The following is a 26,475-nucleotide window of genomic DNA, read 5'->3' as shown; positions in this document are numbered from 1 at the left end:
TTGTAGCGTAATTCAAAGAAAAAGACGAATATGTGAAAGGCACGAGGGGTAAATAGTTTACAAAATACGAATTGACAAAAGAAAATGCGTGAGTATAATCGAATCAGAAGCAGGGCGTTTTTGGGGGTGTGTAAAGATGCCGCCCGGGAGAGCGTTCGGTTCGCATCCGAGAGGTCGTGGGTTCGAATCCCTTCAGGTCCACCACCGCCGCAAGGCGAAAAACCCGTCTGTTCGTTGAACAGACGGGTTTTTCCTATGCCTTGTTATGCGTTTTTCGGATACACGGACTTTTTCGATCATGTTGACTTTATAAAAAGCAGATAGAGTATAACCGGGTGCGTTTGATCGGGCGACGGCGCTCACTTTTAACGGCTTGGAAATCGCTTCCGACAGGTATTTTTATTTTTCAACGGGTCTGTCGGTATCAAAAAATAACTGATTCTTAGTATCGGAATGGAAATACTTAATTTGAAATTTCGATTTTAGTATTGAAATATTCAAATTCTCGCTATATAATAAAGAATAATTAGATTTAAATGTATATCGGAGGAATCGGAATGGCTACAAGCTATAAGAAACTGTGGCATATTCTTTTGGATCGAAACTTGAAAAAGAAAGATCTCAAAGAGAAGGCGCAGTTGACTCAGTATCAAATCTACAAGCTGGGAAAAGGGGAAGCCGTGACAACGGACGTGATCGGAAAAATATGCAACGCGCTGGGCGTTAAGGCGGATGATATAATGGAATTCATCCCTGACGAAAAGCGTGTGTGATTATGAAATACGGAGGTTTGCGATTATGCTTACAATAGAGAAGTTGAAGGATTTCGGCGCCGAGGTTGAAAAAGCTCTCCCGCGCTGCGGAAACAACGAAGCGCTTTATCTGCGGCTCGTCGGAATGTGCGTTGACGAGCTCCGGACGGACATGCTCGGCGAAGCGCTGAAGGATGGGGATCTCGACCGCGCTTTTAATGTCGCCCACAAGCTGAAGGGCGCCGTCGGCAATCTGGCGCTGGTACCGATATTCGATCCGATATGCGAACTCACCGAACTGCTTCGCAATAAAACGCCGGGAGATTACGATAAACTGCATAATCAGATCGTTTTGAAAACAAACGAGCTTACAGAACTTGTGAAATGAGAGCCGAGATGGAGAAACGGTTTATAGCGTTTCTTTATATCGCGGTGATTATCAAAGGCGGTTAAAAGTTATGAAAAGAACGGGAATAATCGTAATCAACGTCCTGATTATGGTCGCGATCCTTGCCTTTGTCGCGGTTTATACCATATTTGACAGCAAGAGCAATCTGCAAAGGCAAACCGAACAATTTGAAAACTCCACCGTCGCTATGGAGCGTGTCACCGAAAACTATCTGGAAGGCGAACAGCGTATTTGCGACGTATGGGCGCGGTATATCAACAGCAGGGAAATGTCCATGGAAGAAGCCGCTGCTTTTATCCGTATTTCTCACGTGCTGCCGAATGCGTCCGCTCATCTGATCTATCTTGACAGCAAAACGGGCGTATCAACGCGATCTCGTCCGGGCAACGATGACGACTACGAAGTGTCTTATAAGAATATAGATTTTCTGGACGCTACGTCGTGGATATCGGACATCGGCGAATCCATAAATATTTCTCGCGCCTATACGAATCCGATGAACGGCGAACAGTCTCTCGCTTTCTGCAACAAGATAATGCTCCGCGATTCCGACGACGGTATCGGTAAAGAGGCCGTTCTGCTTCGTGTGCTGCCCATATCCGAGCTGGAGCAGAAGTGGATATTCCCGCAGGAAGAATTCGAGAATGCGGAAATAGCCATGATCGATTTCGACGGCGATTATACCATAAAAAGCAAAACGTTCAAGAACTCAAACTTTTTTGAGTTCTATAAGTCGTATAACCCCTCGGATCCGGCTCTTCTTGAAAGTCTTCACGCCGAAATAACGTCCGCCACGGGCTCCATTGCGATTCTTAACTCCCGGGGAGAAAAAATGCTGCTTGCCTATACTCCGATCGCGAAATCGGTCGAGTGGGCCTTGCTGAGTCTTATTCCGGAGTCGGATCTGAACGTAAATACGCAGAACTGGCTTCTGATCGGAGTTGTTTCAGCCGGTCTGCTGGTATTGTTCGTTATAGATCTGCTGTTCGTTCAATATTTCAATAAAAAACTGCGAAAGGCGGCAATGGAAGCGGATTCCGCCAATAAAGCGAAAACCGATTTTCTTTCCGCAATGTCTCACGATATCCGGACTCCGATGAATGCCATCATCGGTCTGACGACGATCGCGCAAAAGAATCTCGGAGATACCGAAGCGACGGGAGAAAGTCTTCGCAAGATCGGTCTTGCCGGCAACCACTTGCTGACGCTGATCAACGATATTCTGGATATCTCGAAGGTGGAAAGCGGGAAATTGAATCTGTCGCCTGTGACGTTTTCCGTAGTTGAAACGGTCGAGAATCTCGTCAACCTGTCTCAGCCGATGGTGAAAGAGAAAAACATAGATTTCAACTTCCGCGTCAACCGCATGGAAAAAGAGTATCTGTACGCCGATCAGCTCAGACTGAATCAGATCTATATCAATATCCTTTCCAACGCCGTCAAATACACCGAGCCCGGCGGCAGCGTCAGCGTGGATATGAAGGAAGAGGAAAGCTCCGTCTCCGGCTGCGTGAAGTTGACATATCGGGTTTCCGATACCGGAATCGGCATGACTCCGGAATTTATGGAAAGGATGTTCCAGCCGTTTTCGCGTCAGACGGACAGCCGCGTGAACAGTATCCAGGGGACGGGACTCGGTCTTGCGATTACCAAAAAGATGGTCGACCTGATGGGCGGAACGATCGAATGCCGGAGCGAAGAAGGCAAAGGGACGACGTTTACCGTCGTCATAGATATTCCCGTATCCGACAGACAAAGAGACGATATGATGCTCGATTCGATCGACGTTCTTGTCGTCGACGACGACGAAGTGCTTCTCAAAACGGCCGCGGACACGCTCGAATCCATGGGCGCCGCGGCGGAATGCGCGAAGAGCGGCGCGGAGGCGCTCAGTATGGTTTCGAAACGCCGTAATGAAGGGCGGAACTACGACGTTATCATACTCGACTGGAAGATGCCGGATATAAACGGCATCGAAACGGTACGCAAAATCCGCTCGGAAATAGACGAAAATATCCCAATCCTGCTGATATCCGCATACGACAGGTCAGAAGTCGAAGAAGAGGCGAAGAAGGCGGGAGCCAACGGCTTCGTCAGCAAGCCGCTTTTCCGCTCCACGCTTTATGACAAGATCAGCCAGCTGCTCGGAAAGGAAATCAAATCCGTCGAGCCGGAAGACGACTATTCGGACCTTGAAGGAGTACATATCCTTGTGGCAGAGGATAACGACATCAACTGGGAGATCATAAAGGCGATGCTCGGTATGTTCGGCATTACCGCGGATCGTGCGGAAAACGGCCGCGTTTGCGTCGACATGATGAGAGAGGCGGAGGAAGGGCTCTATACGCTGATCTTTATGGACGTGCAGATGCCGGAAATGAACGGACTTGACGCCACGAGGGCGATCCGCAAGCTGGAGGATCCGTGGGCCGCGTCGATCCCCATTATCGCGATGACGGCGGACGCGTTTTCAGAAAACGTCACCGAATGTCTGAACGCGGGAATGGACGGACATATCGCCAAGCCCGTGGACGTCAAACTTGTAATCAAAGAAATCCGAAAGATTAAAGAAGGGAAAAACAAAAATGAAAAGAATCTTTAACATAATTCTGGCGGCGTTAATGATTCTCGGCTCGGCCGCCTGCAGTTCCGCGAATCAGCAGGCGGAACAAAAGGGTTTTGAACCCAAACTGGACAAAGCCGCCGAGTGCAAGATCAATGTAGCCGGCTCTTACGGCAACTTCGAGGCGCTTGAAGCGGAATTCGACCGTTTCAACGAGTATTACCCAAACGTTGAAATGAGCTACACGAAACTCGACGACTACGAAAACTCGCTCGCAACCGTTCTGGAAGGAAACGACGCGCCGAACATTTTCTTTTCGTTCAGCTGGATGACCGGCAACCCCGCTTATGACGAGGTTTTCGCCCATATGGAAAATCTTGCCGACGATACTCTCGGACTGGATCTGGACTGCATCCGTCCCGGCCTGCTCAACCGTGACTCACAGGGGCGCGTGCTTACTGTTCCGATCTTTTCCACTTCCTACGGGATGCTGATCAACAACGATCTTTTTGAAAAAGAAGGGCTTAAAGTGCCCGTGACTTTGCGGGAACTTATCGACGTTTGCGCGTCGTTCCGTGAAAAAGGATACGAAAGCCCAATGATGGGGTACAGCGAAAAGCCATCCAGCTGTTTTATGAATACGGTCGTTTACCTGGGTTTTGCGGGAACGCTGGCCGAGCATCCGGAGATGGTAGCTCCTGCAAATGAATGCGATCCCGCGGCGGGTGAATATATGCGTCCGGCTCTCGAAGTGCTCTCTCAGCTGATCGATAAAGGATGCGTCAATCTGGAAAAATGCGACGAGATAAGCGATAACTATGCCGAGGTTATCATGCGCTTCTTTGAGGGGGATGTTCCGATGATGATCTGCACGGCCGATACGGTATCGGGGACGGGCAAACGCGAAAGTCAATTGGAAGCTTTTATCGCGCATCCGTTTTCCTATACCTTCGCTCCGATCCCGACGACTGACAAGGGCGGGTATTTCCTTGACACTCCTTCCGTTCAGTTTTCCGTCAACAGTTCCTGCGACAATCTGGATATGACGAATGAATTCATGCGTTTTATCATCTCAAAAACGGAATTGAATCAGATGGCGTCCGTAAAACGTCTGATCGCTCCGTTAAACGATCTGTCCTTCGACAAGGTGTACGCCCCCCTCGATGATGTCGCGTCGGACCTTATCGTTTCACCGACCGCGCTCGGAATCGAGGATACGCTCGCCGTTCAGGTACGTCTCGCTTCTTATCGGGTCGGAAGGGGGACCTTGACAATCGATGAAGCCGTGGCAAAATACGGGAGTCTGGAATGAGTGAAAGAGTAACCGTTACTATTCAACAGACGCATAAAAAGTCCCGATACCATAACGGCGCCCGCATATCAAAGGGCGTGCAGATAAGGGATAAGTCGGGTTTTGAACGGCTGTTTCCCACTCAAACTTCACAAAAAACAGCGGCCATACGTCAAGTATGACCGCTGTTTTGTTGTTTTGCCTGAACGATGAACGTCTCGTTCGAAGCAAAAGATCCGTTTTAAGACCGGTGTATCCCTTATCTGTACGCCCAAAAGTGTGGGGGAGTTTGTTATGGAGTTTTATTCCTGACGTGGCCGTCTGTTATTCCGCTTTGGCGAATCTGTTCTTCCTGTTCTTTATCACGATCAGGACGATGAGCGCGATCGAAGCACCGATGGACATGAGCGCGCCGGTGATCAGCGCTACCTTCAAAAACGGCGCGTTGGAATTCAGCTTTATTGACGTAGAGGTATCTATCGCGGCGGAATTGATGAGGAAGAAACTGCCGGAGGCGGAGGAGTAGACCGTGATCTCGCTCTTGCCTTCATCGAGCGAGTACTCGACGGAGTCGAGCGAACGCGTTTCGGTGTTATACACCATCAGCGCAAGCTTGCCGTCGCGCTTGAATTGATTGACGCAGGCGGCGTTTACGCCGTAAACGAACTTCATCTTGCCGTCGAAGGTGTTCAGATCTTTCGGCTGTCCCTTGACGTTGTAGGCGGTCATCGCGAGGGTGAAGGTCTGCAGTATGTGGGTGGACTGCACCGAGGAGCTGACCTTGTCCATCACGGTCCCGTTGACCGGACCGTAAGAAACGATGAGCTTTGAGTTGATGTGGTCGTCCTCGACGCAGGAGGCGGGTATCTCGATCGGCACCCAAACGTCGCATCCGTCGAAAGCGATGCGGAAGTTGTCGTTGCCCTTCATGCCCTTGGCCTCGGTGTTGCGGATGGTGACTTCGTAATACCCGTCGTTTTCCTCGGGCTCGAGTTTGAAATCCTTTCCGTCGTCGGGATCGCCGTCGCCGAGTTTGAGGTCGGCGAACTTCGGCGTCTTGCCCTGCACCGGATCGCCGCTGAAACGGGAACCGGAAGAGCTTGATTCCGGCTTGTCGCTGCTTTTGCTTCGCGTCGAGGAGTCCGACTCGTCGGATTCGGAGCTGTCGGAATCACCGTCGCCGTCAGGAGCTGAACTCTCGGATTCCTGCTCGTCGCTGCTCGAGGCCTCGATCTCCGTGCTCACGGAAGAATCGGGCGCGTCGGGGGAACTCTCCGAATCGCCCTCCGCCAGAGAAACGAGGCAGGGAATGCAGGCGAGCAGCAGGATCAATATGAAAATCAAAACGGTTTTTGCTTTCACGATATCATCCGCCTATGAATTGATAAATTGATTATACACCGTTACCGCTCTTTTTTCAAGACTATTTCCGCAACTTCCGGACGGCAGAGGAAACGGAGCGGTATCAGCGCGCGTCCGAGCCCCGCGGTCACGAACATCTTCGTCTTTCCGCGTTCATACAGACCGTAGCAGTATTCGGGGAAAAGCCGCCGTGTCGGAGAAAATACGCCGCCGAGCCCGGGAATGCGCACGATGCCGCCGTGTATATGCCCGCTTAAAACGAGGTCGTATCCGGCGTCGGCGTACTGCGGGAAAAACTGCGGGACGTGCGCCATAAGTATATTAACTTCGCCGTCGACCGGCTTCAGCGGCCCTTCGAACGCGCCGTCGGGAATGCGGAACGGGTGCACGCCTTTATGCCTCGCGCCTTCGAGCGAGAGGCCGAAAAGATTGACGTGCGCGCCGTTCCTTTCGATGCGTCGGGCGGAGTTGTCGAGCAGTACGCAGCCGGTCTTGCGCAGATCGGCGCGCTGCTTTTCGAGCAGGTCGTTATGGCGATAAACGAGCCGCAGCTCGTGGTTGCCGAGCGAAACGTAGACGGGCAGGGGTTTCAGTCCGAGCCATAGCTTGTGCGCGGCGCCTTTTTCCGGATGCTCGAACGAAACGCCGCCGGCGAAATCTCCGGTCATAAGCACGCAGTCGGGTTTGCAATTCTTTATACGCGAAATAAGCCGCCCGTTGCTTTTTCCAAAGGAGGCGTTGTGCAGGTCGGATATGTGGACGAGCTTGAAGCCGTCGAATTCGTCCGGCAGGTTCCGGATCGGGATCTCCATCCGCGTCGTTCGGAGCGTAAAGGTGGAGATCAGCGCCGCGGCGAGAAAAACGGCCGCGACCGCAATCAAAACGTAAATGACCATACGTCAATTATACGATAAAAACGCGCTTAATACAACCCCCGATTTTCTCATACCTGCGCCGCAAAGTGTTTCAGGAAGATAATAACTTTGACAACCGCGCGATTTTGTGTTATATTATGTCGAAAGAGAGAGGGAGGCGACGGTTTGGAAGCGAAGACGAAGCGTATGCTTAAAATAATCACCGGCGTAATGGCGGCGCTGTTTTTCGGCGTGGCAGTATTGACCTTCTTCACTTTCTCGGAAAACGATTACGTCGCCGACTACGGGAAGATACGGCAGATCGTTGCGGCGAACGCCCGCGTTAGCAGCAGCGCGAGGAGCAGCGGGTACTTTTCCTTCAACCTGAAGGAAGCCAACGCGGCGGCGGAATTTTCCGAAGACAGCGGATCGGGAAGCGAAAGCGGCTCCGGTTCGACCGCCGCTTCCGAAAGCGCGCCGTCGTCTGCGGGAAGCTCATCTTCCACGAAGTCGAGTTCGACCTCCTCTTCAAAGTCAAGTTCAAGCTCCGTATCAAGCTCGGCGGACGCATATTCGGGTTCGTCCGCACCGTCTTCATCCGAAGACCAAACCGGCGAAATCGCGATACTCGGCAGGTCGGTGCTGACGAAATCGCAGCTTCTCGCATACTCCGACGCGCATAATAGCGAAATGCGGCTGACCTGTTCGCTCGACGAGCTCATCGGATACTACCTCTCAATCGGCGCGAAATACGGCGTGCGCGGCGATATAGCGTATCTGCAGGCGATAATCGAGACCGGCTGGTTCAGATTCAACCGCCCGAACGGATACCACGTATACGAGGGCGGCGAATGGGTTTATAAAAACGGCCCGCGCCCGGAGGGGTATTACGTCGTTCCGTCGGATAACAACTTCTGCGGCCTCGGCGTAACCGGATACATAAGCGAAAACAACACGCTGTGCCGCTTCGATACCGCCGCGCTCGGCGTGGAAGCGCAGATACAGCACCTCTACGCCTACGCCTGCAAATCGCCGCTCCCGTCCGGAACGGCGAAGATCGATCCGCGCTTTAATCTCGTGACGCGCGGCTGCGCGCCGAACTGGAACGACCTCGGCGGAGGCAACTGGGCGGCGGATAAGGAATACGCCGCAAAAATACTCGCTTCTTACAAAAAAGCGTCGGGAGAATAACCGCCGTCAGCTGAATAGGTTTTTCAAAAACCGGAACCACTCGACGATTTTCAGCTTGATCTTGTAACCAGTTTCGTTCCCGCTCTGCATAAGTTTGTAATCGCGCGCGGGCAGCTCGTTTCCTTTCGCCGCCGAAACGCAAAGCGGCGGGAACATAACGCACCACCAGTTTTTGCCTTCTCCCTCGCCGAGCACGACCTTCAGCGCGTCGTAATCGCCGGACGGCAGCGTGTTGCCGTCATATTCGCGCGTGTCGAAGTAGGAGCGCGAGAGTGAAATCTCCGCGCCGTAGTCGAAGCCCTTTTCCGCAAGGAACGTGTTGACCTTTTCGGTCAATTCAGCCGCGTTTTCTCTGAAATATATCTCCGCATCGCCCTTATCAGCCGCGTCTCCGACGCGGCTTTTCGTTTCTTCGAGCAGCAGGTCGCGCACCTCCAGCTTGACCGCCTGGTCGGCTTCGGAGTCGGAGTTCGCGATAACGTGCAGGCGCAGCACGTCGCCGCGCAGCTGTTCGCAGTCCCGCGCGAAGACGGAGACGTCGGCGGCGAAGGCGGATATAAGCAGCAGTATAACGGTAAGTATCACGGCCCATCTGGTTTTTGTCATTTTCATCATTCCTTTTCTTAGGCGTTCAAAGGGAGTATTTGCCAAATGCGCGCGATTTATGCGGAAACGCTTGCAAGTTTTCCCAAAGTATGCTAATATTCAATTATTCAAAAATATGAAACGAAGGGTGATGCGTTATGCTGAAACAAGCGAAAACATTCGTTCAGGCGATCGCGGCGGGGCTTATGATAAGCATCGGCGGCACCGTGTATATGATTTGCCCGAATAAGCTTCTCGGCGCGTTCATGTTCGCGCTCGGACTGTTTATGGTCTGCGTCTGGAAATTCAACCTTTTCACCGGCAAGATCGGCTACGTCGTGGAGGATAAGTCCACGTGGAAAACACTGGCGCAGATATGGATAGGCAACCTCTGCGGCGCGCTTCTCGCGGGTTACGCCATCCGAGCGACGCGTATGTTCGAAAAGATGAGCGAAGCGGTGACCGCCTCCGTCGAAGCGAAGCTCGGCGACGCGTGGTACAGCACCTTCCTGCTGGCGATATTCTGCGGAATGCTGATGTTCCTCGCGGTCGACACCTTCAAAACGGTCGAGAGCGGATTTATGAAGACCGTCGCGGTCATTCTGCCTATCGCCGTCTTCATCGTCGCGGGCTTCAACCACTGCATCGCGGATATGTATTACATTTCCGCGGCGAACGCGTGGTCACTCGACGCCGCCGTATACGTGCTCATCGTGACCGCCGGCAACGCCGTCGGCTCGGTCATAATCGCGTTTTTCAAGAAGTTCCGGTAAAATAAATCACGTCCGTTCGGGCAGAATACCCGTAGAGGTGATTTGATTGATAAAGAAAACGCTCGTAATACTTCTCGTCGCGCTCTTTATTTTAGGAGGGCTTGCGGGAGCATGGTTTTATGCGCGCAGCAGGGTCGCAGACGAGTATTACGTCAAGGACAGACAGGAGTTCACCCTCGCGGGCGCGTCCGTTACGGTGCGGGCGAACGGCGGCGCGGCGCAGACCTCCGCGGGCGACGGCAGCTTCAAGGGTACCGCGCGGCTCTTCGGCTTCATTCCGCTTAAAACGGTAAAGCTGAGAACGGTCGCGGAGAACTCCGTCGTTATCGGCGGCGAGGCCTTCGGGCTGAAGATGTATACCAACGGGCTCATCGTCGTCGGCTTCAGCGACATAAACACGGAGCGGGGGACCGAAAACCCCGCCCGCGACGCCGGAATTGAAAAGGGCGACCTGCTCAAAAGCGTCAACGGCGTGCGCCTGACGAAAAACAGCGATGTCACGTCGCTGATAAACGCCTCCGGCGGCGCGGAAGCGACGCTCGTCCTTGAGCGCGGCGACGTGAAGAAGACCGTAACGCTGACTCCCGCGCTTTCCGCCGACGACGGCAAATACAAGCTCGGTATCTGGGTGCGCGACAGCGCGGCAGGAATAGGCACGATAAGCTTTTACGAGCCCGAAACCGGCCTTTTCGTCGGTCTCGGACACGGCATCTACGATTCCGATACCGAGGCGCTTATGCCCGCCGCGCAGGGCGAGATCGTCAAAACGACGATAAGCGGTGTCAAGAAGGGCGAGAAGGGCTCGCCCGGCGAGCTTTACGGCTTCTTCGACCAGGAGACCGTCATCGGCGAGCTTCACGGCAACAGCGAGCTCGGAGTTTACGGCAAGCTGACCGCGGCGGTCGAAGGGGATAGAATGCCTATCGCGCTGAAGCAAGAGATCGAGATCGGCGACGCGAAGCTGATTACCCCCGCGATAGACGGCGGCAAGGCGGAATACGACGTGCGCATAACGAGCATCGTCAACGACGACAAGGGCAGTGGTAGGAATATGATAATAAAGATAACCGACGAAAAGCTGCTTGAACTTACCGGCGGCATCGTGCAGGGGATGAGCGGCAGCCCGATAATCCAGAACGGCAAGATCATCGGTGCGGTAACTCACGTTTTAGTCAACGATCCCACCAGCGGCTACGCCGTTTTTGCGGAGAGGATGTACGACCTGATAGGTTGACAATAAGGATAATAATTAAAAACGCAAAGTAAACAAACAGCCCCTTTGACAGATCGTTCAAGGGGCTTTTTTGCGAGGTGTTTTTTGTCCGGGAATTATCGAAAGTCCCGTTTATCGGACTTAATGGGCGGTATAATCCTATAGAAGCAACAAAAGAAGATGTTGGATTCATCCTGATTGCGTCCGGCTCTTACGAAGAAATGGGGGAATTGAAAGATGCATATATTAACACGATGCCAGCAACACCTGATTCGTTGGATGAAGAGTATCGGGTTGAACGAGGAAACAACAGTTGGGATAATGACGATGCTGGATACCTCGGAGAAGAGGGCGGCAATGGAAGAGTATCTTCACGCGGAGTACTACAAGGGCAACAAACACCCGACGGAGCAGCAGATACTTCGGCAGCTGAAGGAGATACTGCGGCAGTACGGAGGGCTGAACGAGGGAGTGGAGTAAGCTTATGCGTGGATAAAACAAATAAACGGCATAATTGATGAAAGTGAGAGGACACAATATGACGCAGGCAGAAATAACCTTGACGCGCAAACTGGCGCGTACGAAAATGTCGGAAGCCCGAATAATGTGGATAGTAGGCAGTCTTCCGACGGACAAAGAAGTGAACGAGATGCTGCGCTTTATAGAGGCGAATTCCGAATCAAGCCCAGCAGAGCTCTACTCAGCTGCCTTGAGAATATTGCGCGAAACGAAGCCGAATCTGCTGGAGGAGACAAAGGAGTAAGTTTTTCCCGCGAAGACTCAACCGGGCGCGAGCTTTCCGAGGGACAGCGGGAACGGTATATCATCATTCGGGTAAAAAAACTCCCGGCCTTGCGGTCGGGAGTCGTTTGTTATTATGCGCCTTTTACACGCTGTAAAGCAGGTCGCCGTATGTCGGGAACGGCCAGTAGTCGCCGGCGACGAGCATTTCGAGCTCGTCCGCGGCTTTGCGGACGGCGTTCATCGCGGGGATGAGTTCGTCGCGGCAGGCGTTCGCCTTCGCGCCGGAATCGGCGATCCCGCGCACGCGTTCGGCGGCGGAGTCGAGCGCTTCTGTGCGGTCGTAAAGCTCTCCCGCGAGCGCGTTGATCTTTCCGACGAGCTTCGCGTCCGCGTCGGCGGAAACGTCGGCGTTCAGCGCGGCTTTGCGCGCCGCGAGCCCCTCGGAGAGCTTCGCCTCGAACTCGAGGGCGGCGGGGAGGATATCCTTTTTCGCCATATCGAGCATCGTGAACGCTTCGATGAGGTTGACGCTGCAATAGTTATCCGTCAGTATCTCACAGCGCGAGCGTATCTCCTTTTCGGTGAAAATGCCGTGCTTCGTGAAAAGCTCGACGTTCTTCCGTGAAGCGAGATAAGGGAGCGCGTCGGCGGTAGTCGGCAGGTCGAGCAGCCCGCGCTTTTTCGCTTCCTCTTTCCACTCCTCGGAGTAGTTGTTGCCGTTGAAAAGTATGCGCTTGTGCGCCGAATAGGTCTCGCGGAGTACGGCGTCGACTTCGGCGTCGAAATCGGAAGCGCCTTCGAGCCGGTCGGCGAAGCCGGCGAGCACGTCGGCGACTATCGTGTTGATGACGATGTTCGGGCCGGAGATGGAGAAGGAAGCGCCGGGCATACGGAACTCGAACTTGTTGCCGGTGAAGGCGACGGGGGAGGTGCGGTTGCGGTCGATCGTATCCTTGCGGAAATCGGGGATCACGTTGACGCCGGTCTTCATGCGCTCGGCTTTGCCGGGCTCGTAGGGTACGCCGCTTTCTATCGCGTCGAAGATCGCGGTCAGCTCGCCGCCGATATAGATGGAAACGATTGCGGGCGGCGCTTCGGTAGCGCCGAGACGCAGGTCGTTGCCCGCCGAGGCGGAGGTGACGCGCAGCAGATCCTGATGCATATCCACCGCCTTGATGACCGCGGCGACGAAGAGCAGGAACTGCTTGTTTTCATAAGGCGCGCTGCCGGGCTTGAAAAGGTTGACGCCCGTGTCGGTCGAGAGCGACCAGTTGTTGTGCTTGCCGCTGCCGTTGACGCCCGCGAAGGGCTTTTCGTGGAGCAGGCAGGTCATGCCGTGCTTCTCGGCGATCTTTTTCATGATCTCCATCGTCAGCTGATTGTGGTCGGTGGAGGTGTTCGCGGAGGCGTAGACGGGCGCGAGCTCGTGCTGCGCGGGAGCCGCCTCGTTGTGCTCGGTCTTGGCGTAAACGCCGAGCTTCCAGAGCTCGAGGTTCAGCTCGCGCATAAACTCCATAACTCTCGGGCGTATCGCGCCGAAGTAGTGGTCTTCAAGCTCCTGCCTCTTCGGAGGCATCGCGCCGAAAAGCGTTCTGCCGGTGAATTTCAGATCCTTGCGTTCGTCGGCGAGCGCCTTGTCGATGAGGAAGTATTCCTGCTCGGCGCCGACGTTGGGCGTGACGCGCTTCGCGTCCGAGCCGAAAAGCCGGAGCACGCGCAGCGCCTGCGTGTTGATAAGCTCCATCGTGCGAAGCAGGGGAGTTTTCTTATCCAGCATCTCGCCGCCGTAAGAGCAGAACGCGGTCGGGATGCAGAGCGAATCGTCCTTCAAAAACGCGTATGAAGTCGGGTCCCACGCGGTGTAGCCCCTCGCCTCGAAGGTGGCGCGGAGTCCGCCGGATGGGAAGCAGGAGGCGTCCGGCTCGCCGCGGCGCAGCTCCTTGCCGGAGAAGTCCATGATGACTCCGCCGTCGTTGCGCGGCGAGATGAAGCTGTCGTGCTTTTCGGCGGTGACGCCGGTCATCGGCTGGAACCAGTGCGTGAAATGCGTCGCGCCGTTCTCGATCGCCCAGTCCTTCATCGCGGAGGCGACAGCGGAGGCAACGGTCTTGTCGAGCTCGCGCCCTTCGGCGACGGCCTCGTGCAGCGCGTCGTAAACGTCCTTCGGCAGACGTTCGCGCATAGTCGTATCGTTGAATACCTTGCAGCCGAAAAGCTCGGGTATATCGGTGAAATTATCCATCGTTCTTTCCTTTCTCGTCAGAGCAGCTTTACGCCGTGCCTGCGGCAGGCGGCGACGGTGTCCTCGTCCCATACTGAGACCTGTACCTCGCCGATGTGCGCCTTTTCAAGCAGCAGCATGCAGAGCCGCGACTGTCCGATACCGCCGCCTATCGTCAGCGGCAGAGTGCCGTTCAGCACCATTTTGTGGAAGGGGAAGCGGCGGCGCTCGTCGGCGTTCGCCTTTTTCAGTTGCTCGTCCATCGAGGCGGCGTCTACGCGGATGCCCATCGAGGATATCTCGAGGGCGCAGTCGAGCAGCTCGTCGTAAAACATGATGTCGCCGTTCAGCTTCCAGTCGTCATAGTCGGGAGCGCGCCCGTCGTGCTTCTTTCCGGAAGCGAGCGCGTCGCCTATCTGCATGATGAACGCCGTGTGATGCTGTCGCAGGAAGGCGTTTTCGCGCTGCTTTGAGGTCATGTCGGGATACGCGTCCTCAAGCTCCTGCGTGGTGACGAACGCGACCTCGCGGTCGAGCGAAACGGTGATGCTCGGATATTTCGACTTGATGAAATCAAGGGTGTCGCAGATCGCGCCTACCTCGGCGGTGACCGTCTTTTTCAGGTATTCGGTATTCCTGTCTTCGCGCGTGATGACCTTTTCCCAGTCCCACTGGTCGGTGTAGACGGAGTGGAGGTTATCCAGCGTTTCGTCGCGGCGGATGGCGTTCATGTCGGTGCAGAGCCCTTCGCCCGCGGGGAAGCCGTATTCGTAAAGCGCCAGGCGCTTCCATTTGGCGAGCGAATGGACGACGGCGGCGTTTCCGCCGGTCTCGGGAATATCAAAAAGCACGGGGCGCTCGACGCCGTTGAGGTCGTCGTTCAGTCCTGTCGCGGGATCGACGAAAAGCGGCGCGGAAACGCGCTTCAGATTCAGCGCGGAGCAGAGATTATCCTGAAACACCCTCTTGATGAGACCGATCGCGGTCTGCGTTTCGTAGAGGGAGAGGGCGGAGGAATATCCCGCCGGTATGTGTATCTTGCTCATATCCGTTGCTCCTTTTCGTTTTCTGTTTGCGGACCGATTCAAAAACAATCCGCCATTATATTTGTATATTTTGGATTATATGTTCGCGCGCGTAATTTGTCAATAGTTTTTTCCTCCGCGGCCGCGGAATCGTGGTATTGCGCCTTTTTCTCAACTCCGGAGGCGTATTTTTATGCAATTTTCCGGTCGGATAAATAATATCTTGCAATTATGACGCGGAGGGGGTAAAATAGTAACAAAGGGAGGGTTTTCCATGAATAACGAAAGAATGCCCAATATCTCCATGCTCACGGATTTTTACGAAATGACGATGGGGAACGGATACCTCAAATACTTCGGCGAAAAGGTCGCGTACTTTGACGCGTTTTTCCGCCGCATTCCCGACGGAGGCGGCTTCGCCGTCTGCGCCGGACTCGAATCCGTCGTCGATTACATTTCAAACCTGCGCTTTACCGGCGAGGATATAGACTACCTGCGCCGTCAGAAAATGTTCTCCGAGGAGTTCCTTGAATACCTCCGCGACTTCAAATTCGTTTGCGACGTGTGGGCGATACCGGAAGGCACGCCTGTTTTTCCGGGCGAGCCGCTCGTAACGGTGCGCGGCCCGGTCGCGCAGGCGCAGCTGCTTGAAACCGCGCTGCTTCTGCTTGTTAACCACCAGTCGCTCATCGCGACGAAGGCGAACCGCATCGTCCGCGCCGCCGACGGCAGAGCCGTAAGCGAATTCGGCGCGCGCCGCGCCCACGGCACGAGCAGCGCGCTCTTCGCCGCGCGCTCCGCCTACATCGCCGGCTGCGCGAACACCTCGAACGTAATGGCCGCCCAGCAGTTCAACATCCCGTGCTCCGGCACGATGGCGCATTCATGGGTGCAGATGTTCGACACCGAATACGACGCCTTCGCCGCCTACGCGGAGACCTATCCGGACGCCTGCGTCCTGCTTATAGACACCTACAACGTGTTGAAGAGCGGCCTTCCGAATGCGATAAAAGTGTTCGACGAGGTCCTCGCGCCGATGGGCAAGCGCCCGATGGGCATACGCATCGACTCCGGCGACATCGCGTACCTGACGAAAAAGATCCGCCAGCGTCTCGACGCGGCGGGATACCCCGACTGCAAGATCGTCGTCAGCAACTCCCTCGACGAACGCATCATCCGCGACACTCTCGTGCAGGGAGCGCAGATAGACTTCTTCGGCGTCGGCGAACGCCTCGTGACGAGCGAGACGGAGCCGGTTTTCGGCGGCGTCTACAAGCTCTGCGCGGTCGAGAACGACGGCGAGATAATCCCGAAGATAAAGATCAGCGAAAACCCCGCGAAGATCACCACGCCTTACTTCAAAAAGGTCTACCGCCTCTACGAGCGCGATACCGGCAAGGCGATAGCCGACGTCGTTACCGCTTACGACGAAAAGATCGACGACACGCAGCCCTACGAGATCTTCGACCCGGATTACACATGGAAGCGCATGATCGTAACGAACTTCAAAGCGCGTCTTATCACCGAGCGCATTTTCGACGGCGGCAAGCTCGTATACAAGCTGCCCGATATCGACAGCATCAAGAAGTACTGCGCCGAGCAGATCGATACCCTCTGGGGCGAGGTCACCCGCTTCGAGAATCCGCATAACTACTACGTCGACCTGTCGCAGCGCATCTGGGATATCAAGAACGCGATTCTGAAGAAGGAGCAGTATAACATTTGATCGGCGTCAAGCTCGTCTGCGTGGGCAAGCTGAAGGAAAGCTGGCTTTCCGCCGCCTGCGCCGAATACCTCAAGCGGCTCTCGCGATACTGTCAGCCGGCGGTCGCGGAGCTTGCGGAGCATACGCTTCCGGAGAAGCCGAACGGCGCGCAGATCGCCGCCGCGCTTGAAAAAGAAGGCGAAGCGATACTCAAAGCGTGCGAGGGGCATTATACCGTCGCGATGTGCGTCGAGGGAGAGCAGATGAGCTCGGAGGAGCTTTCGCGCGCGCTCGACCGTATTTCTTCCGAAGGGAAGGGAAGGATCGCCTTCGTTGTCGGCAGTTCGCACGGCCTTTCGGAAAAGGTCAAGCGCGCCGCTGATATGCGCCTTTCGGTGTCGAAAATGACCTTTCCGCATCAGCTTTTCCGCGTAATGCTGCTTGAGCAGATCTACCGCGCCTTCTCGATTTCCGCGGGAGCGAAATACCACAAATAAACTGCATAAAACCGCTGTCCAGACGCCTTTCCGGGAAGCCGGAGAGGCGTTTTTGCATATTTTTATTAGAAAAGACTTGATAAATCTCACGGTTGTGGTATAATTTAATTACTCATAATATGGATTACTGTGCCGGATTATTATTCCGGCGATTCTGAAAGAAGGAAGACGGTAAAAATGGTATTGAGCATGACCGGCTTCGGCAGAGCCGAAGCGTCGGTAAACGGACGCGAGATCGTTTTTGAGATCCGCTCCGTCAACCACAGATACTTTGAATTCAACAGCAGGGTCCCGAAGCTTTACGGCTTCCTTGAAGATCCGCTGAAAAAGCTCGTGCGCGAGCGCATATCCCGCGGCAAGATAGAAGCGTATCTGACGGTGCGCCAGAGCGAAGGAACGCTCGCCCGCGTCCGCCTCAACGACGGACTGCTCGAGAGCTACCTTTCCGCGCTGAAGGAAATGATCGCGAAGCACGGCCTGCGCGACGACATTTCCGCCACGGCGGTCTCGCGCTTCCCGGACGTCTTCATCGTCGACGACGCCGAGGAGGACGCCGACGCGCTTTCCGCGGACGTGTTCGCGGTCGTGGCGCAGGCGCTGGACGTCTATAACGAAATGCGCCGCACCGAAGGCGCCAAGCTGGCGGAGGATATAATCGAACGCCTCGCGCTTATCTCCGGCTTTGTTGACAGAATAGAAGCGCGCGCACCGGAGCTCAACCGCGAATACTTCGAGCGCCTGTCCCGCCGCATAAAAGAACTGCTCGAGAGCGTCCAGCCGGACGAGGGCAGACTGCTGACCGAAGCGGCGGTCTTCTCCGACAAGACCAACGTCACGGAAGAGATCGTCCGCCTGCGCAGTCATATTTCGCAGTTCGGCGCCGCGATGAAAGCGTCCGGCGGCGAGCCGGTCGGCAAGCGGCTCGACTTCATCGTTCAGGAAATGAACAGAGAGATAAACACCATCGGCTCCAAGTGCAACGATATGGAGATAACGGGAATCGTTATCGACGTGAAGGCGGAGATCGAAAAGATCAGGGAGCAGATACAGAACATCGAGTGATTCGGAGGAAGACGTATGAAGCTCATCAGCGTCGGATACGGCAATATGCTTGCCGCCGACCGCGTGGTCGCGGTGCTCGGCGGCGTCTCGGCGCCGACGCGGCGGCTCGTCGCGGAAGCGCGTGAAAAGGGACTGCTTATCGACGCCACCTGCGGCAGACGCACAAAGTCCGTCATCGTTACCGATTCCGAGCACTGCGTGCTTTCGGCGGTCGCGCCGGAAACTATCGCGGCAAGAATAAAGACGGAGGAAGAAGAGAATGAGGAATAAAAGAAAAGGATTACTGATAGTCTTTTCCGGCCCCTCGGGCTGCGGAAAGACGACTATACTCGGCGAGTATATGAAGGGCCGCGACGACTGCGTGTTCTCGGTTTCCGCGACGACCCGCGCTCCGCGTCCCGGCGAGCAGGAGGGCGTGGACTACTTTTACGTCACGCGCAAAAAGTTCGAGCGTATGATCAAAAAGGGTCAGCTGCTCGAGCATACGATCTATAACGAGAACTATTACGGAACGCCGCTGAAGCCCGTGCTTTCCGCAATGAAGAAGGGCAAGGACGTCGTTTTCGATATCGAAGTCGACGGCGCTTCGCAGGTCAAAAAGCAGTATCCGGACTCTGTCACGATATTCCTCAAGCCGCCGAGCATCGAGGAGCTCCGCCGCCGCCTTGAAGGCAGAGGCACCGAGACGCCGGAAGCTATCGAGAAACGCCTCGCCCGCGCCGAGATCGAGATGGGTTACGCCGACAGATACGATCATATCATCGTCAATGACACCATCGAGCAGGCGGCGTCCGAACTGCGCGGGATCATCGAGTCCGCGCACGAAAAACAGCAGTAATCAGTCAAATACAACACTCAAAGAAAGAAGGAAAAAGACTATGATGCTTCATCCGGCAATCGGCGAACTGACGAAGGACGGCGACAACGCGTACTCCATCGTTATCGCGGCGGCTAAGCGCGCCCGCGAGATCGCCAGCGAGGCGAAGGACAAGGAAGAAGTCCTCGAAGAAAGCCCCATGATGATCGCCGTCAGAGATTTTGCGGACGGCAAGACCAAGATCAAGCACTGATTAGGAGAAAACCTTGGACAGCTTGAAGTTTGCGAGAGTGGCGGTCGACGGCGCGACGTACGGCATGGATAAGCTGTACGACTACCGCGTGCCGCCCAAAATAGCGGATAACGCCGCCGTCGGGTGCCGCGTGATCGTGCCTTTCGGCAGATCGAGCGGCAAGCGTCAGGGTATCATAATGGAGATATCCGACGTTTCCGACGTTACGAAGATAAAGCCGCTTACCGCGCTTCTCGACGCATCACCGATACTGTCCGACGCGCAGCTCGAGCTTGTGCGCTATTTGAAGGAAACGACCTTCTGCACGTTTTTCGACGCCGTCCGCGCCATACTGCCGGCGGGCTTGAACTACCGGCTTTACGACGCGTACTCGGTAAACGAGGCGTACGACGGTGACCACGTCATGACCGACGAGGAAAAGTCGATCTACGACATCATCGCCGCGGCGAAAAAGCCCGTTTCCGTCGCCGCTTTCGTATCGAAGGCGGGTGTTTTCCACGACGTCGCGGCGCTGAATTTGCTCTGCGAAGAGGGGATAATCCGCCGTGAAACGGCATCGAAACGCCTCGGCGCGGACGCCGTAAGAAGCAGCTGCCGCCTGCGCGTTTCGCCCGACGAGGCGGAGGAGCTTCTGCTGACGAAGCTGCTCACCGAGCAGGGCAAAAGCGTAGTCCGCTTCCTGCTTGAAAACGGCGAGGCGACGCTGAAAGACGTCTGCTACTACACCGGCGTGACGCAGGGCGTGCTGAAAACACTCGATAAGCGCGAGATCATCGGGATCTACCGCGAACGCGTCGACCGTACGCCCGAAAAAGGCGAGAAATCGGGCGAAAAGTTCGTGCTCACCGAAAAACAGCGCGAGGTTTACGACGGCCTCGTCGCGCTTTACGAAGCGGACGAGCCGAAATGCGCGCTGCTGCGCGGAGTTACCGGCAGCGGAAAGACGGGCATCTATATCGAGCTTGCGAAAAAGGCGGTCGCCGACGGCAGGGACGTGATAATGCTCGTCCCCGAGATAACTCTGACGCCGCAGGCCGTGCGGCGCTTCCGCACCGCGTTCGGCGATATAGTGGCGGTCATCCATTCGGCTCTCGGCGTAGGCGAACGTATGGACGAATACCGCCGCCTCGAATCCGGCGCCGCGAAGATCGCCGTCGGAACGCGCTCCGCCGTATTCGCGCCGCTGAAAAACGTCGGGCTTATCATCATCGACGAGGAGCAGGTCTCCTCGTACTATTCCGAGCAGTCGCCGAGATACCACGCGCAATCTGTCGCGAAGTTCCTGGCGGCGAAAAACAACGCGCTGCTTCTGCTCGCGTCCGCTACTCCGTCGGTCTCGTCTTACTACCACGCGAAGACCGGCAGATACTCGCTTTTCGAGCTGGATGAACGCTACGGCGACAACCGGCTCCCCGGCGTGTATATGGCGGATATGCGCGGCGAAGCGGCGGACGGCAATAAAACCTGCATAAGCCGGCTTCTGCTCGGCGAGCTGCAGGCGAACGCCGAAAAGGGCGAGCAGTCCATAATACTGCTCAACAGGCGGGGATACAACACCGCCGGCGTCTGCTCCGAATGCGGAGAGGCGCTCAAATGCGACAACTGCGACATTCCGCTTACCTACCACAGCGCGAACAAGCGTCTGATGTGCCACTACTGCGGAGCGTCGAAGGAATATACCGAGATCTGTCCGGCGTGCGGAACGCCTACGGTGCATTACCGCGGCGCGGGCACGCAGAAGGCCGTAGAAGAGCTTGAAGCGGCTCTGCCGGGCGTCCGCGTGCTTCGTATGGATCTGGACACGACCTCGTCGAAGGAATCGCACTCGCATATGCTTTCCGCTTTCGGAAAAGGCGAGTACGACGTGCTCCTCGGCACACAGATGGTCGCCAAGGGGCTTGACTTTGAAAACGTAACGCTTGTCGGCGTGCTTTCGGCGGACGCGTCGCTGTTCGACACCGACTTCCGCGCCGACGAACGCACCTTCTCGATGATGACGCAAGTCATCGGCAGATCGGGCAGGCACAAAGCGGGAAGAGCGGTCGTGCAGACCTACGCGCCGAACCACCCGATACTTAAACTCGGCGCCGAGCAGGACTACAAGGCGTTTTACGATGACGAAATACTCATCCGCAAGCAGATGCTCTATCCGCCGTTCTGCGACGTTTGCGTGCTGAATGTCAGCGCTGCGGGGGAGGAGTTCTGCGAACGCGTTTCGCAGCGGCTCTACGACCTCGTCTGCGAAATGGTGAAGACGAAATACCCGAAGCTCCCGATGCGCGTTATGATGCCGAATAAAGAGCTCATAACGAAGTATTCTTCGCGCTACAAGTTCCGGCTGATGCTCAAATGCCGCGACGGCAGACGCTTCCGCGAGTTTTTGAGCGACCTGCTGGTAACGGTGAACAGATACAGAGAGTTTTCCGGCGCATCCGTAACCGCGGAGATAAATCCGGAATAAAAGCAAGCGTTAAAGAGGTTTATCTGATGAAAAAACTGACGGCAATTATAATATCGCTGCTTATCGTCGCGGGGCTTCTTCCGTCCGGCGTGATTTCCGCGGAGTCGGGATACGCCGGCTATGAAGAAACGCTCCTTACGGAGCCGGGCTTCACGGCGGACTGCTATTACAAAATCTACGACACTAACGGTAAGGCGTTGACCTACGCGGAGAACGACCCGGACGGAACGCTCGTCCTCGAAGATCCGGTCGAAGTCGAAAAGCGTCAGGAATGGCAGATCGTCAGCGATCCGGCCCTTCGCAACCGTTACAGGATAATAAACAAATACTGCGCCTCCGCGCTTACGATAAAGGACGTCTACGCGTCCGGCGAGCTTTCGCCTGAAAACGTCGACCTTAATAACGCAAAGCAGGAATGGGCGATCCAGTATAAAAACGGATACTTCACCTTCGTGATCAGAAACGCCGGAGCGATAACCTATTCCGGCCGGCGCGTGCGCTCGACCGCCGTCACGTCGGGAGCGAAGCAGTTCTCGATAGCGCGCATAAGCGAGCCCGGCTGGGTCGAGGATTGGACCGATGAATTTGATTACTTCGACGAGTCGAAGTGGAACCGCGCAGACGGACATTTGCAGACGGACAAAGCCGTCGTGATAAATGTCGGCGACGACGAACACGTCTATATCGAAGACGGCAGTCTCGTGCTCCGCGCGGATATCGGAGACTACGGCGGATACGCCGCGGCAGCCGGTATGGTCGATACGGCCGGCAAATACTCGATCTCATACGGCAGAATCGAAATGCGCGCCCGTCTGCCTCACGGCTACGGCACCTTTCCGGCGCTCTGGATGCTCGCGAACGAAACGCTCTGGGCGGGCAACGGCGAAATCGATATTATGGAGATAAGCAACGAGGGCATGGCCGACGCTGACGCTTATCTTTTCGGCACGCGCCACTGGACGACTCCGGGCGGCAGCCACACCTCCGAGGGCAGAACGCTTTATACCGAAAACCGCGTCCCGTTCAGCGAAGAGTTCCACACCTTCGCGCTGGAATGGGAGAACGACCAGATGCGCTGGTTCCTCGACGGGATGCTCTACGCGTCGCACAATCCGAAGGCGAACGACGACAAATACGCCTTCGGCGACGATCCGCATTTTCTGATCCTCGATAACTGGATCCAGGGCGAGGACGACGGAACGCTCACACCCGGCAAGGATTATCCGGAAGAGTATTTTTACTACATCGACAGAATAACCGTCAGCAAGCGCGAAACGAGCTGCGATTACCTGCCGGACGAAACGACGCCGGAAACGACTTACACATCCACCGCCGCCGACGTCGTCGCGCGTTCGCACGACTGGGATAACGAGATGCCGCTTGCGGTCTCGCCGGACGGCGGCGAGATCGCCGTTGCCGACGGAAAAGGATATATCTATATCGAAGACGCCGCCACGGGTCTTCAGAAGCGTATGCTGACCGCGCTCCCGATGGTACTCCTTTCGGCGATCGAGTATTCGCCGGACGGATCGAAGCTCGCCGTCGCGGATTTCGTCGGCACGATACTGATCTACGATACGTCGGATTACGACGCGCCCCCGCTTCGCATCTGCAACGGCACCGTCTGCCATAGTAAGCTGCTGTTTACGAAGGACGGCACGGGGCTGATAACCGCGGATATGCCTGCGAGAGCGGCTCATAACGGCGCCGGCAACCAGTTTGACGGAAGCATCGTGAAACTCGGCTGTATGCGCGTGTTCGACATCGCCACCGGCGCGTTGAGATACGAGACCGAAATAGGCGGAGAGGGCAGGGGAATGACGCTTTCGCCGGACGGCGGTCTGCTCGCCGTAGCGCTGCTCGACGGCAGATGCGTCCTGCTCGAAACAGAAACCTTCACCGTGCTCGCTCACCTCGAATGCGGCGCGGCGCAGGCGCGCGGAGTCGCCTTCTCGTCGGATTCCTCTATGCTGGCCGTGACGGACGAGCGCGGAGGGATATACCTTTTCAGCGTCGCGGATCAAACCCTTATCCGCAAACTGAACACGCTGAAAAACACAAGCATGACCTCCGTGCGCTTCTCCGCGGACGACAGAAAACTGCTCGTCAACTCCTCCGATAACTGCGCCCGACTTTACGACGTTGAAAGCGGAGAACTGCTGAAAATACTCGGCGGCTTTTCGCAGGCGGCGCATATAGCGGAGTTCTCTCCGGACGGAAGCCGCATCGCCGTCGCGAGTCTCGACGGCAGGGTGAAGATCTACGACGCCGACGGCGGCTACCGCCGCACGCTCGTCACGTCGATGACGGAGCATAACGGACACGTCTTTTCGATGAAGTTCTCGCCGTCCGGCGAATACGTTTACGCCACGACATACACATTCCCGAAGGCGCTCCACCGATGGAGCGTTGACGGCGAATCCGGACCCGCTTCCGCCGCCTACGACTGCGACTTTTTCTATAAGATAACCGACGGCGAAGCGACCGTTACCGGCTACCGCGGCAACGACAGAAACATCGTCGTTCCGGAAACGCTCGGCGGCTGCCCCGTCACGGTGATAGGCGCCGCGGCGTTCGGCGGCATGGGCAACTACGCGAAAAACGTGAGCATAACGCTCCCGTCGACATTGAAGCGCATCGAAACGGAGGCGTTCCGCAACTGCTGGACGCTCCGCGAGCTTATCCTGCCCGAAGGACTTGAATATATCGCCAAAGAGTCGATTCACGGCTGCAAGCAGCTTACGGAGCTTGTCATTCCTGATTCCGTGACCTTTATCGGCGAAGACGCCTTCGACTGGTGCCACGGATTGCGTAAACTCGTTATCGGCAGCGGTATGAAGACCGTTCCGTCCGGCATCTGCGGAAACGTCCGCGCGCTGAAAGAGGTTATCCTGCGCGAAGGCGTCGAACGCGTCGAATCGGATGCGTTCGGGACCGCTCCGCTGGAAAAACTGCGCTTCCCGTCGACGATGTCGGACTGCGCGGACGACGCGTTCGCGAGCCGTAACGTCAAGGTCTACGGCACGCGCGGGAGCTACGCGGAGACCTTCTGCGCGGGGAACACCGCGTGCGTTTTCGTGGAACTGATCCGCGGCGATATCGACGGCGACGGACGGATAAGCGTTACCGACGCGCTCCAAGTGCTCCGTATTTCGCTCGGCATGACGAAGACGGATATCGACACCGTCGAAAGAATGGATATGGACGCCGACGCCGCTCTGACGGTTTCGGACGTATTGTTGATAATGCGCGCTGCGGCGCGGATACAGTAATTGAGAGGAAATAAAAATGGCTGTAAGACAAATAATAGAATTCGGGGACGAAACGCTTCGCAAGCGCGCCCGCGAGGTCGATAAGATCGACGCGCGGATAGAAACGCTGGTGGAGGATATGAAGGAAACGATGGCGCTCGCCAACGGAGTCGGCCTTGCCGCTCCGCAGGTGGGAGTGCTTCGCCGCGTCGTCATCGTCGATCTTGAGGATATCGGCGTCGTAGAGCTGATAAACCCCGTTATTACCAAAAAATCGGGGCATCAGGAGGATATCGAGGGATGCCTTTCATATCCGGGCGAGTACGGCATAACCAACAGACCCATGAACGTGACCGTCGAGGCGCTGAATCTCGCCGGCGAAAAGGTCAGATATTCGGTCAGCGGTCTTTCCGCGCGCGCGGTATGCCACGAGGTCGACCACCTCGACGGCAAGCTTTTCATAGATTGCGTCGTGCGAATGCTTGATCCGGACGAACTGAAGGGCGATAAAAAGGAGTAATTCGTTTGAGAATCGTTTTTATGGGAACGCCGGACTTTGCCGCCGTTACGCTGAAAGAACTCGTCGGGCGCGGGTTCGACGTCTGCGCCGCGATAACCCAGCCGGACAGAGTCAACGCCCGCGGCAACAAGATAATTACCGGCGCGGTCAAATCATATGCGGAAAGCGTCGGGATCCCGGTATACCAGCCGCTCTCGCTGCGCAACGGAGAAGGGGAGGAAATATTCAAAAAGTTCTCTCCCGACGTCGCCGTTGTCGCCGCTTACGGCAAGATCCTGCCGGCGTCGCTTCTGAAACTGCCGCGCCTCGGCTGCGTGAACGTCCACGCCTCGCTGCTCCCGAAGTACAGAGGCGCGTCGCCGATACAGACTGCGATTGTCAACGGCGAAAAAGTCACAGGGGTGACGATCATGCAGCTCGACGAAGGCATGGATACCGGCGATATGCTCGCCGTCCGCGAGGTTGAAATACCTCCCGAAATGACCGCCGGAGAGCTTTTCGACGCGCTCGCGCCGGTCGGTGCGGAGCTTCTCGCGGAAACGCTGATAAAACTCGACGCGGGTGAAATAATACCCGTTAAGCAGGACCAAAGCAAAGCCACCTACGCGCCTATGATCTCGAAAGAAGCGGCGGTCATAGACTTCGCGAAATCCGCCGCCGACGTAGTGAATCTTGTCCGCGGACTTGATCCTAATCCGGTCGCGCGGACCGATATAAAAGGAAACAGACTCAAGGTATACAAAGCCGCCGTCGGAGAAAAGACCTCGCGTCCCGCCGGCGAAGCTTACGAAAAAGACGGTATGATCGCCGTCGCTTGCGGAGACGGCAGGGAAGCGCTGCTGACCGAAGTGCAGGGCGAGGGCGGAAAGCGTATGGACTCCGCCGCATACCTTCGCGGTCACCCGATTTTCAACAAGGAGTAATCA

23 protein-coding genes are annotated in these 26,475 nt (G+C 55.9%); 18 read left to right on the top strand and 5 right to left on the bottom strand.

What is annotated here, in order from left to right; all coding sequences use genetic code 11:
- Positions 1-557: 557 nt before the first annotated feature.
- The 4 genes from IJL83_07655 to IJL83_07640 all read left to right on the top strand — a co-directional run bounded on the left by IJL83_07655 (position 558) and on the right by IJL83_07640 (position 5,036).
- A complete protein-coding gene (locus IJL83_07655) occupies positions 558-773 on the top strand; it encodes a helix-turn-helix transcriptional regulator (protein MBQ6553471.1) in 216 nt (71 codons plus the stop codon).
- A 25-nt stretch (positions 774-798) separates the two neighbouring features.
- Entirely contained in the window at positions 799-1,140 is a 342-nt protein-coding gene (locus IJL83_07650; protein MBQ6553470.1) for an Hpt domain-containing protein, read from the top strand.
- A 70-nt stretch (positions 1,141-1,210) separates the two neighbouring features.
- Positions 1,211-3,763 (top strand): response regulator, encoded by a 2,553-nt coding sequence (locus IJL83_07645; GenBank protein ID MBQ6553469.1) that lies wholly within the window; start codon positions 1,211-1,213, stop codon positions 3,761-3,763.
- Positions 3,747-5,036: a carbohydrate ABC transporter substrate-binding protein gene (locus tag IJL83_07640; GenBank protein MBQ6553468.1), complete on the top strand. Its 1,290-nt coding sequence runs from the start codon at positions 3,747-3,749 to the stop codon at positions 5,034-5,036. Before IJL83_07645 ends, IJL83_07640 begins: the two co-directional genes overlap by 17 nt.
- 303 nt (positions 5,037-5,339) lie before the next feature.
- Here the strand turns inward: IJL83_07640 and IJL83_07635 are convergent, their stop codons facing one another.
- Positions 5,340-6,377, bottom strand: a complete 1,038-nt coding sequence (locus IJL83_07635) for a hypothetical protein (GenBank protein MBQ6553467.1) — start codon at positions 6,375-6,377, stop codon at positions 5,340-5,342.
- A 41-nt stretch (positions 6,378-6,418) separates the two neighbouring features.
- Complete coding sequence (locus IJL83_07630; GenBank protein ID MBQ6553466.1) at positions 6,419-7,273, bottom strand: metallophosphoesterase; 855 nt, start codon at positions 7,271-7,273, stop codon at positions 6,419-6,421.
- Positions 7,274-7,921: 648 nt separating this feature from the next.
- Here IJL83_07630 and IJL83_07625 point away from each other — a divergent pair.
- Positions 7,922-8,422: a glucosaminidase domain-containing protein gene (locus IJL83_07625; GenBank protein MBQ6553465.1), complete on the top strand. Its 501-nt coding sequence runs from the start codon at positions 7,922-7,924 to the stop codon at positions 8,420-8,422.
- A 6-nt stretch (positions 8,423-8,428) separates the two neighbouring features.
- On the opposite strand, the gene IJL83_07620 is transcribed toward IJL83_07625, so the two are convergent.
- Entirely contained in the window at positions 8,429-9,028 is a 600-nt protein-coding gene (locus tag IJL83_07620) for a stage II sporulation protein R (GenBank protein MBQ6553464.1), read from the bottom strand.
- A 137-nt stretch (positions 9,029-9,165) separates the two neighbouring features.
- On the opposite strand from IJL83_07620, the gene IJL83_07615 reads away from it, so the two are divergent.
- The 3 genes from IJL83_07615 (at position 9,166) to IJL83_07605 (ending at position 11,756) form a co-directional block, all read left to right on the top strand.
- A complete protein-coding gene (locus tag IJL83_07615) occupies positions 9,166-9,780 on the top strand; it encodes a formate/nitrite transporter family protein (protein ID MBQ6553463.1) in 615 nt (204 codons plus the stop codon).
- A gap of 46 nt (positions 9,781-9,826) precedes the next feature.
- Positions 9,827-11,014 carry a SpoIVB peptidase gene (gene spoIVB, locus IJL83_07610; GenBank protein ID MBQ6553462.1) on the top strand — a complete coding sequence of 396 codons (1,188 nt, stop codon included), beginning with the start codon at positions 9,827-9,829 and terminating at the stop codon, positions 11,012-11,014.
- A gap of 517 nt (positions 11,015-11,531) precedes the next feature.
- Positions 11,532-11,756, top strand: a complete 225-nt coding sequence (locus IJL83_07605; protein ID MBQ6553461.1) for a hypothetical protein — start codon at positions 11,532-11,534, stop codon at positions 11,754-11,756.
- A 123-nt stretch (positions 11,757-11,879) separates the two neighbouring features.
- Here the strand turns inward: IJL83_07605 and IJL83_07600 are convergent, their stop codons facing one another.
- Together IJL83_07600 and IJL83_07595 are read right to left on the bottom strand one after the other, a co-directional pair.
- A complete protein-coding gene (locus tag IJL83_07600; GenBank protein MBQ6553460.1) occupies positions 11,880-13,979 on the bottom strand; it encodes a glutamine synthetase III in 2,100 nt (699 codons plus the stop codon).
- A gap of 17 nt (positions 13,980-13,996) precedes the next feature.
- Complete coding sequence (locus tag IJL83_07595) at positions 13,997-15,004, bottom strand: aspartate--ammonia ligase (GenBank protein ID MBQ6553459.1); 1,008 nt, start codon at positions 15,002-15,004, stop codon at positions 13,997-13,999.
- Between the two features lie 253 nt (positions 15,005-15,257).
- On the opposite strand from IJL83_07595, the gene IJL83_07590 reads away from it, so the two are divergent.
- The 10 genes from IJL83_07590 to fmt all read left to right on the top strand — a co-directional run bounded on the left by IJL83_07590 (position 15,258) and on the right by fmt (position 26,472).
- Complete coding sequence (locus IJL83_07590) at positions 15,258-16,709, top strand: nicotinate phosphoribosyltransferase (protein ID MBQ6553458.1); 1,452 nt, start codon at positions 15,258-15,260, stop codon at positions 16,707-16,709.
- On the top strand, positions 16,706-17,185 hold the full coding sequence (gene rlmH, locus IJL83_07585; protein MBQ6553457.1) for a 23S rRNA (pseudouridine(1915)-N(3))-methyltransferase RlmH: 480 nt from the start codon (positions 16,706-16,708) through the stop codon (positions 17,183-17,185). The genes IJL83_07590 and rlmH overlap by 4 nt, the downstream gene beginning before the upstream one ends.
- Positions 17,186-17,362: 177 nt before the next feature.
- The gene (locus IJL83_07580) at positions 17,363-18,247 is read left to right on the top strand and encodes a YicC family protein (protein ID MBQ6553456.1); all 885 of its coding nucleotides are present in this window, start codon (positions 17,363-17,365) and stop codon (positions 18,245-18,247) included.
- Positions 18,248-18,262: 15 nt separating this feature from the next.
- Positions 18,263-18,517 (top strand): DUF370 domain-containing protein, encoded by a 255-nt coding sequence (locus tag IJL83_07575; protein MBQ6553455.1) that lies wholly within the window; start codon positions 18,263-18,265, stop codon positions 18,515-18,517.
- Positions 18,507-19,085, top strand: coding sequence for a guanylate kinase (gene gmk, locus IJL83_07570; protein ID MBQ6553454.1), 579 nt, complete (start codon positions 18,507-18,509; stop codon positions 19,083-19,085). The genes IJL83_07575 and gmk overlap by 11 nt, the downstream gene beginning before the upstream one ends.
- Positions 19,086-19,128: 43 nt before the next feature.
- Complete coding sequence (rpoZ, locus tag IJL83_07565) at positions 19,129-19,317, top strand: DNA-directed RNA polymerase subunit omega (GenBank protein MBQ6553453.1); 189 nt, start codon at positions 19,129-19,131, stop codon at positions 19,315-19,317.
- A gap of 13 nt (positions 19,318-19,330) precedes the next feature.
- On the top strand, positions 19,331-21,778 hold the full coding sequence (gene priA, locus IJL83_07560; protein MBQ6553452.1) for a primosomal protein N': 2,448 nt from the start codon (positions 19,331-19,333) through the stop codon (positions 21,776-21,778).
- Positions 21,779-21,804: 26 nt separating this feature from the next.
- A complete protein-coding gene (locus IJL83_07555) occupies positions 21,805-25,050 on the top strand; it encodes a leucine-rich repeat protein (GenBank protein ID MBQ6553451.1) in 3,246 nt (1,081 codons plus the stop codon).
- 16 nt (positions 25,051-25,066) lie between these two features.
- Entirely contained in the window at positions 25,067-25,549 is a 483-nt protein-coding gene (gene def, locus IJL83_07550; GenBank protein ID MBQ6553450.1) for a peptide deformylase, read from the top strand.
- Between the two features lie 5 nt (positions 25,550-25,554).
- The gene (gene fmt, locus IJL83_07545; protein ID MBQ6553449.1) at positions 25,555-26,472 is read left to right on the top strand and encodes a methionyl-tRNA formyltransferase; all 918 of its coding nucleotides are present in this window, start codon (positions 25,555-25,557) and stop codon (positions 26,470-26,472) included.
- Positions 26,473-26,475 lie beyond the last annotated feature (3 nt).

It is taken from the genome of Clostridia bacterium, assembly GCA_017438525.1.
GTDB lineage: Bacteria > Bacillota > Clostridia > Oscillospirales > RGIG8002 > RGIG8002.
This window is presented reverse-complemented; position numbering and strand designations above follow the sequence as displayed.

Coding starts and splice junctions, on each gene's coding strand:
- IJL83_07620 (MBQ6553464.1), bottom strand. CDS start 9,028: ATGACAAAAACCAGATGGGCCGTGATACTTACCGTTATACTGCTGCTT.
- IJL83_07640 (MBQ6553468.1), top strand. CDS start 3,747: ATGAAAAGAATCTTTAACATAATTCTGGCGGCGTTAATGATTCTCGGC.
- gmk (MBQ6553454.1), top strand. CDS start 18,507: ATGAGGAATAAAAGAAAAGGATTACTGATAGTCTTTTCCGGCCCCTCG.
- IJL83_07595 (MBQ6553459.1), bottom strand. CDS start 15,004: ATGAGCAAGATACACATACCGGCGGGATATTCCTCCGCCCTCTCCCTC.
- IJL83_07630 (MBQ6553466.1), bottom strand. CDS start 7,273: ATGGTCATTTACGTTTTGATTGCGGTCGCGGCCGTTTTTCTCGCCGCG.
- def (MBQ6553450.1), top strand. CDS start 25,067: ATGGCTGTAAGACAAATAATAGAATTCGGGGACGAAACGCTTCGCAAG.
- IJL83_07590 (MBQ6553458.1), top strand. CDS start 15,258: ATGAATAACGAAAGAATGCCCAATATCTCCATGCTCACGGATTTTTAC.
- IJL83_07580 (MBQ6553456.1), top strand. CDS start 17,363: ATGGTATTGAGCATGACCGGCTTCGGCAGAGCCGAAGCGTCGGTAAAC.
- IJL83_07575 (MBQ6553455.1), top strand. CDS start 18,263: ATGAAGCTCATCAGCGTCGGATACGGCAATATGCTTGCCGCCGACCGC.
- IJL83_07625 (MBQ6553465.1), top strand. CDS start 7,922: ATGCGGCTGACCTGTTCGCTCGACGAGCTCATCGGATACTACCTCTCA.
- IJL83_07615 (MBQ6553463.1), top strand. CDS start 9,166: ATGCTGAAACAAGCGAAAACATTCGTTCAGGCGATCGCGGCGGGGCTT.
- IJL83_07605 (MBQ6553461.1), top strand. CDS start 11,532: ATGACGCAGGCAGAAATAACCTTGACGCGCAAACTGGCGCGTACGAAA.
- IJL83_07600 (MBQ6553460.1), bottom strand. CDS start 13,979: ATGGATAATTTCACCGATATACCCGAGCTTTTCGGCTGCAAGGTATTC.
- IJL83_07645 (MBQ6553469.1), top strand. CDS start 1,211: ATGAAAAGAACGGGAATAATCGTAATCAACGTCCTGATTATGGTCGCG.
- rpoZ (MBQ6553453.1), top strand. CDS start 19,129: ATGCTTCATCCGGCAATCGGCGAACTGACGAAGGACGGCGACAACGCG.
- IJL83_07650 (MBQ6553470.1), top strand. CDS start 799: ATGCTTACAATAGAGAAGTTGAAGGATTTCGGCGCCGAGGTTGAAAAA.
- IJL83_07655 (MBQ6553471.1), top strand. CDS start 558: ATGGCTACAAGCTATAAGAAACTGTGGCATATTCTTTTGGATCGAAAC.
- IJL83_07555 (MBQ6553451.1), top strand. CDS start 21,805: ATGAAAAAACTGACGGCAATTATAATATCGCTGCTTATCGTCGCGGGG.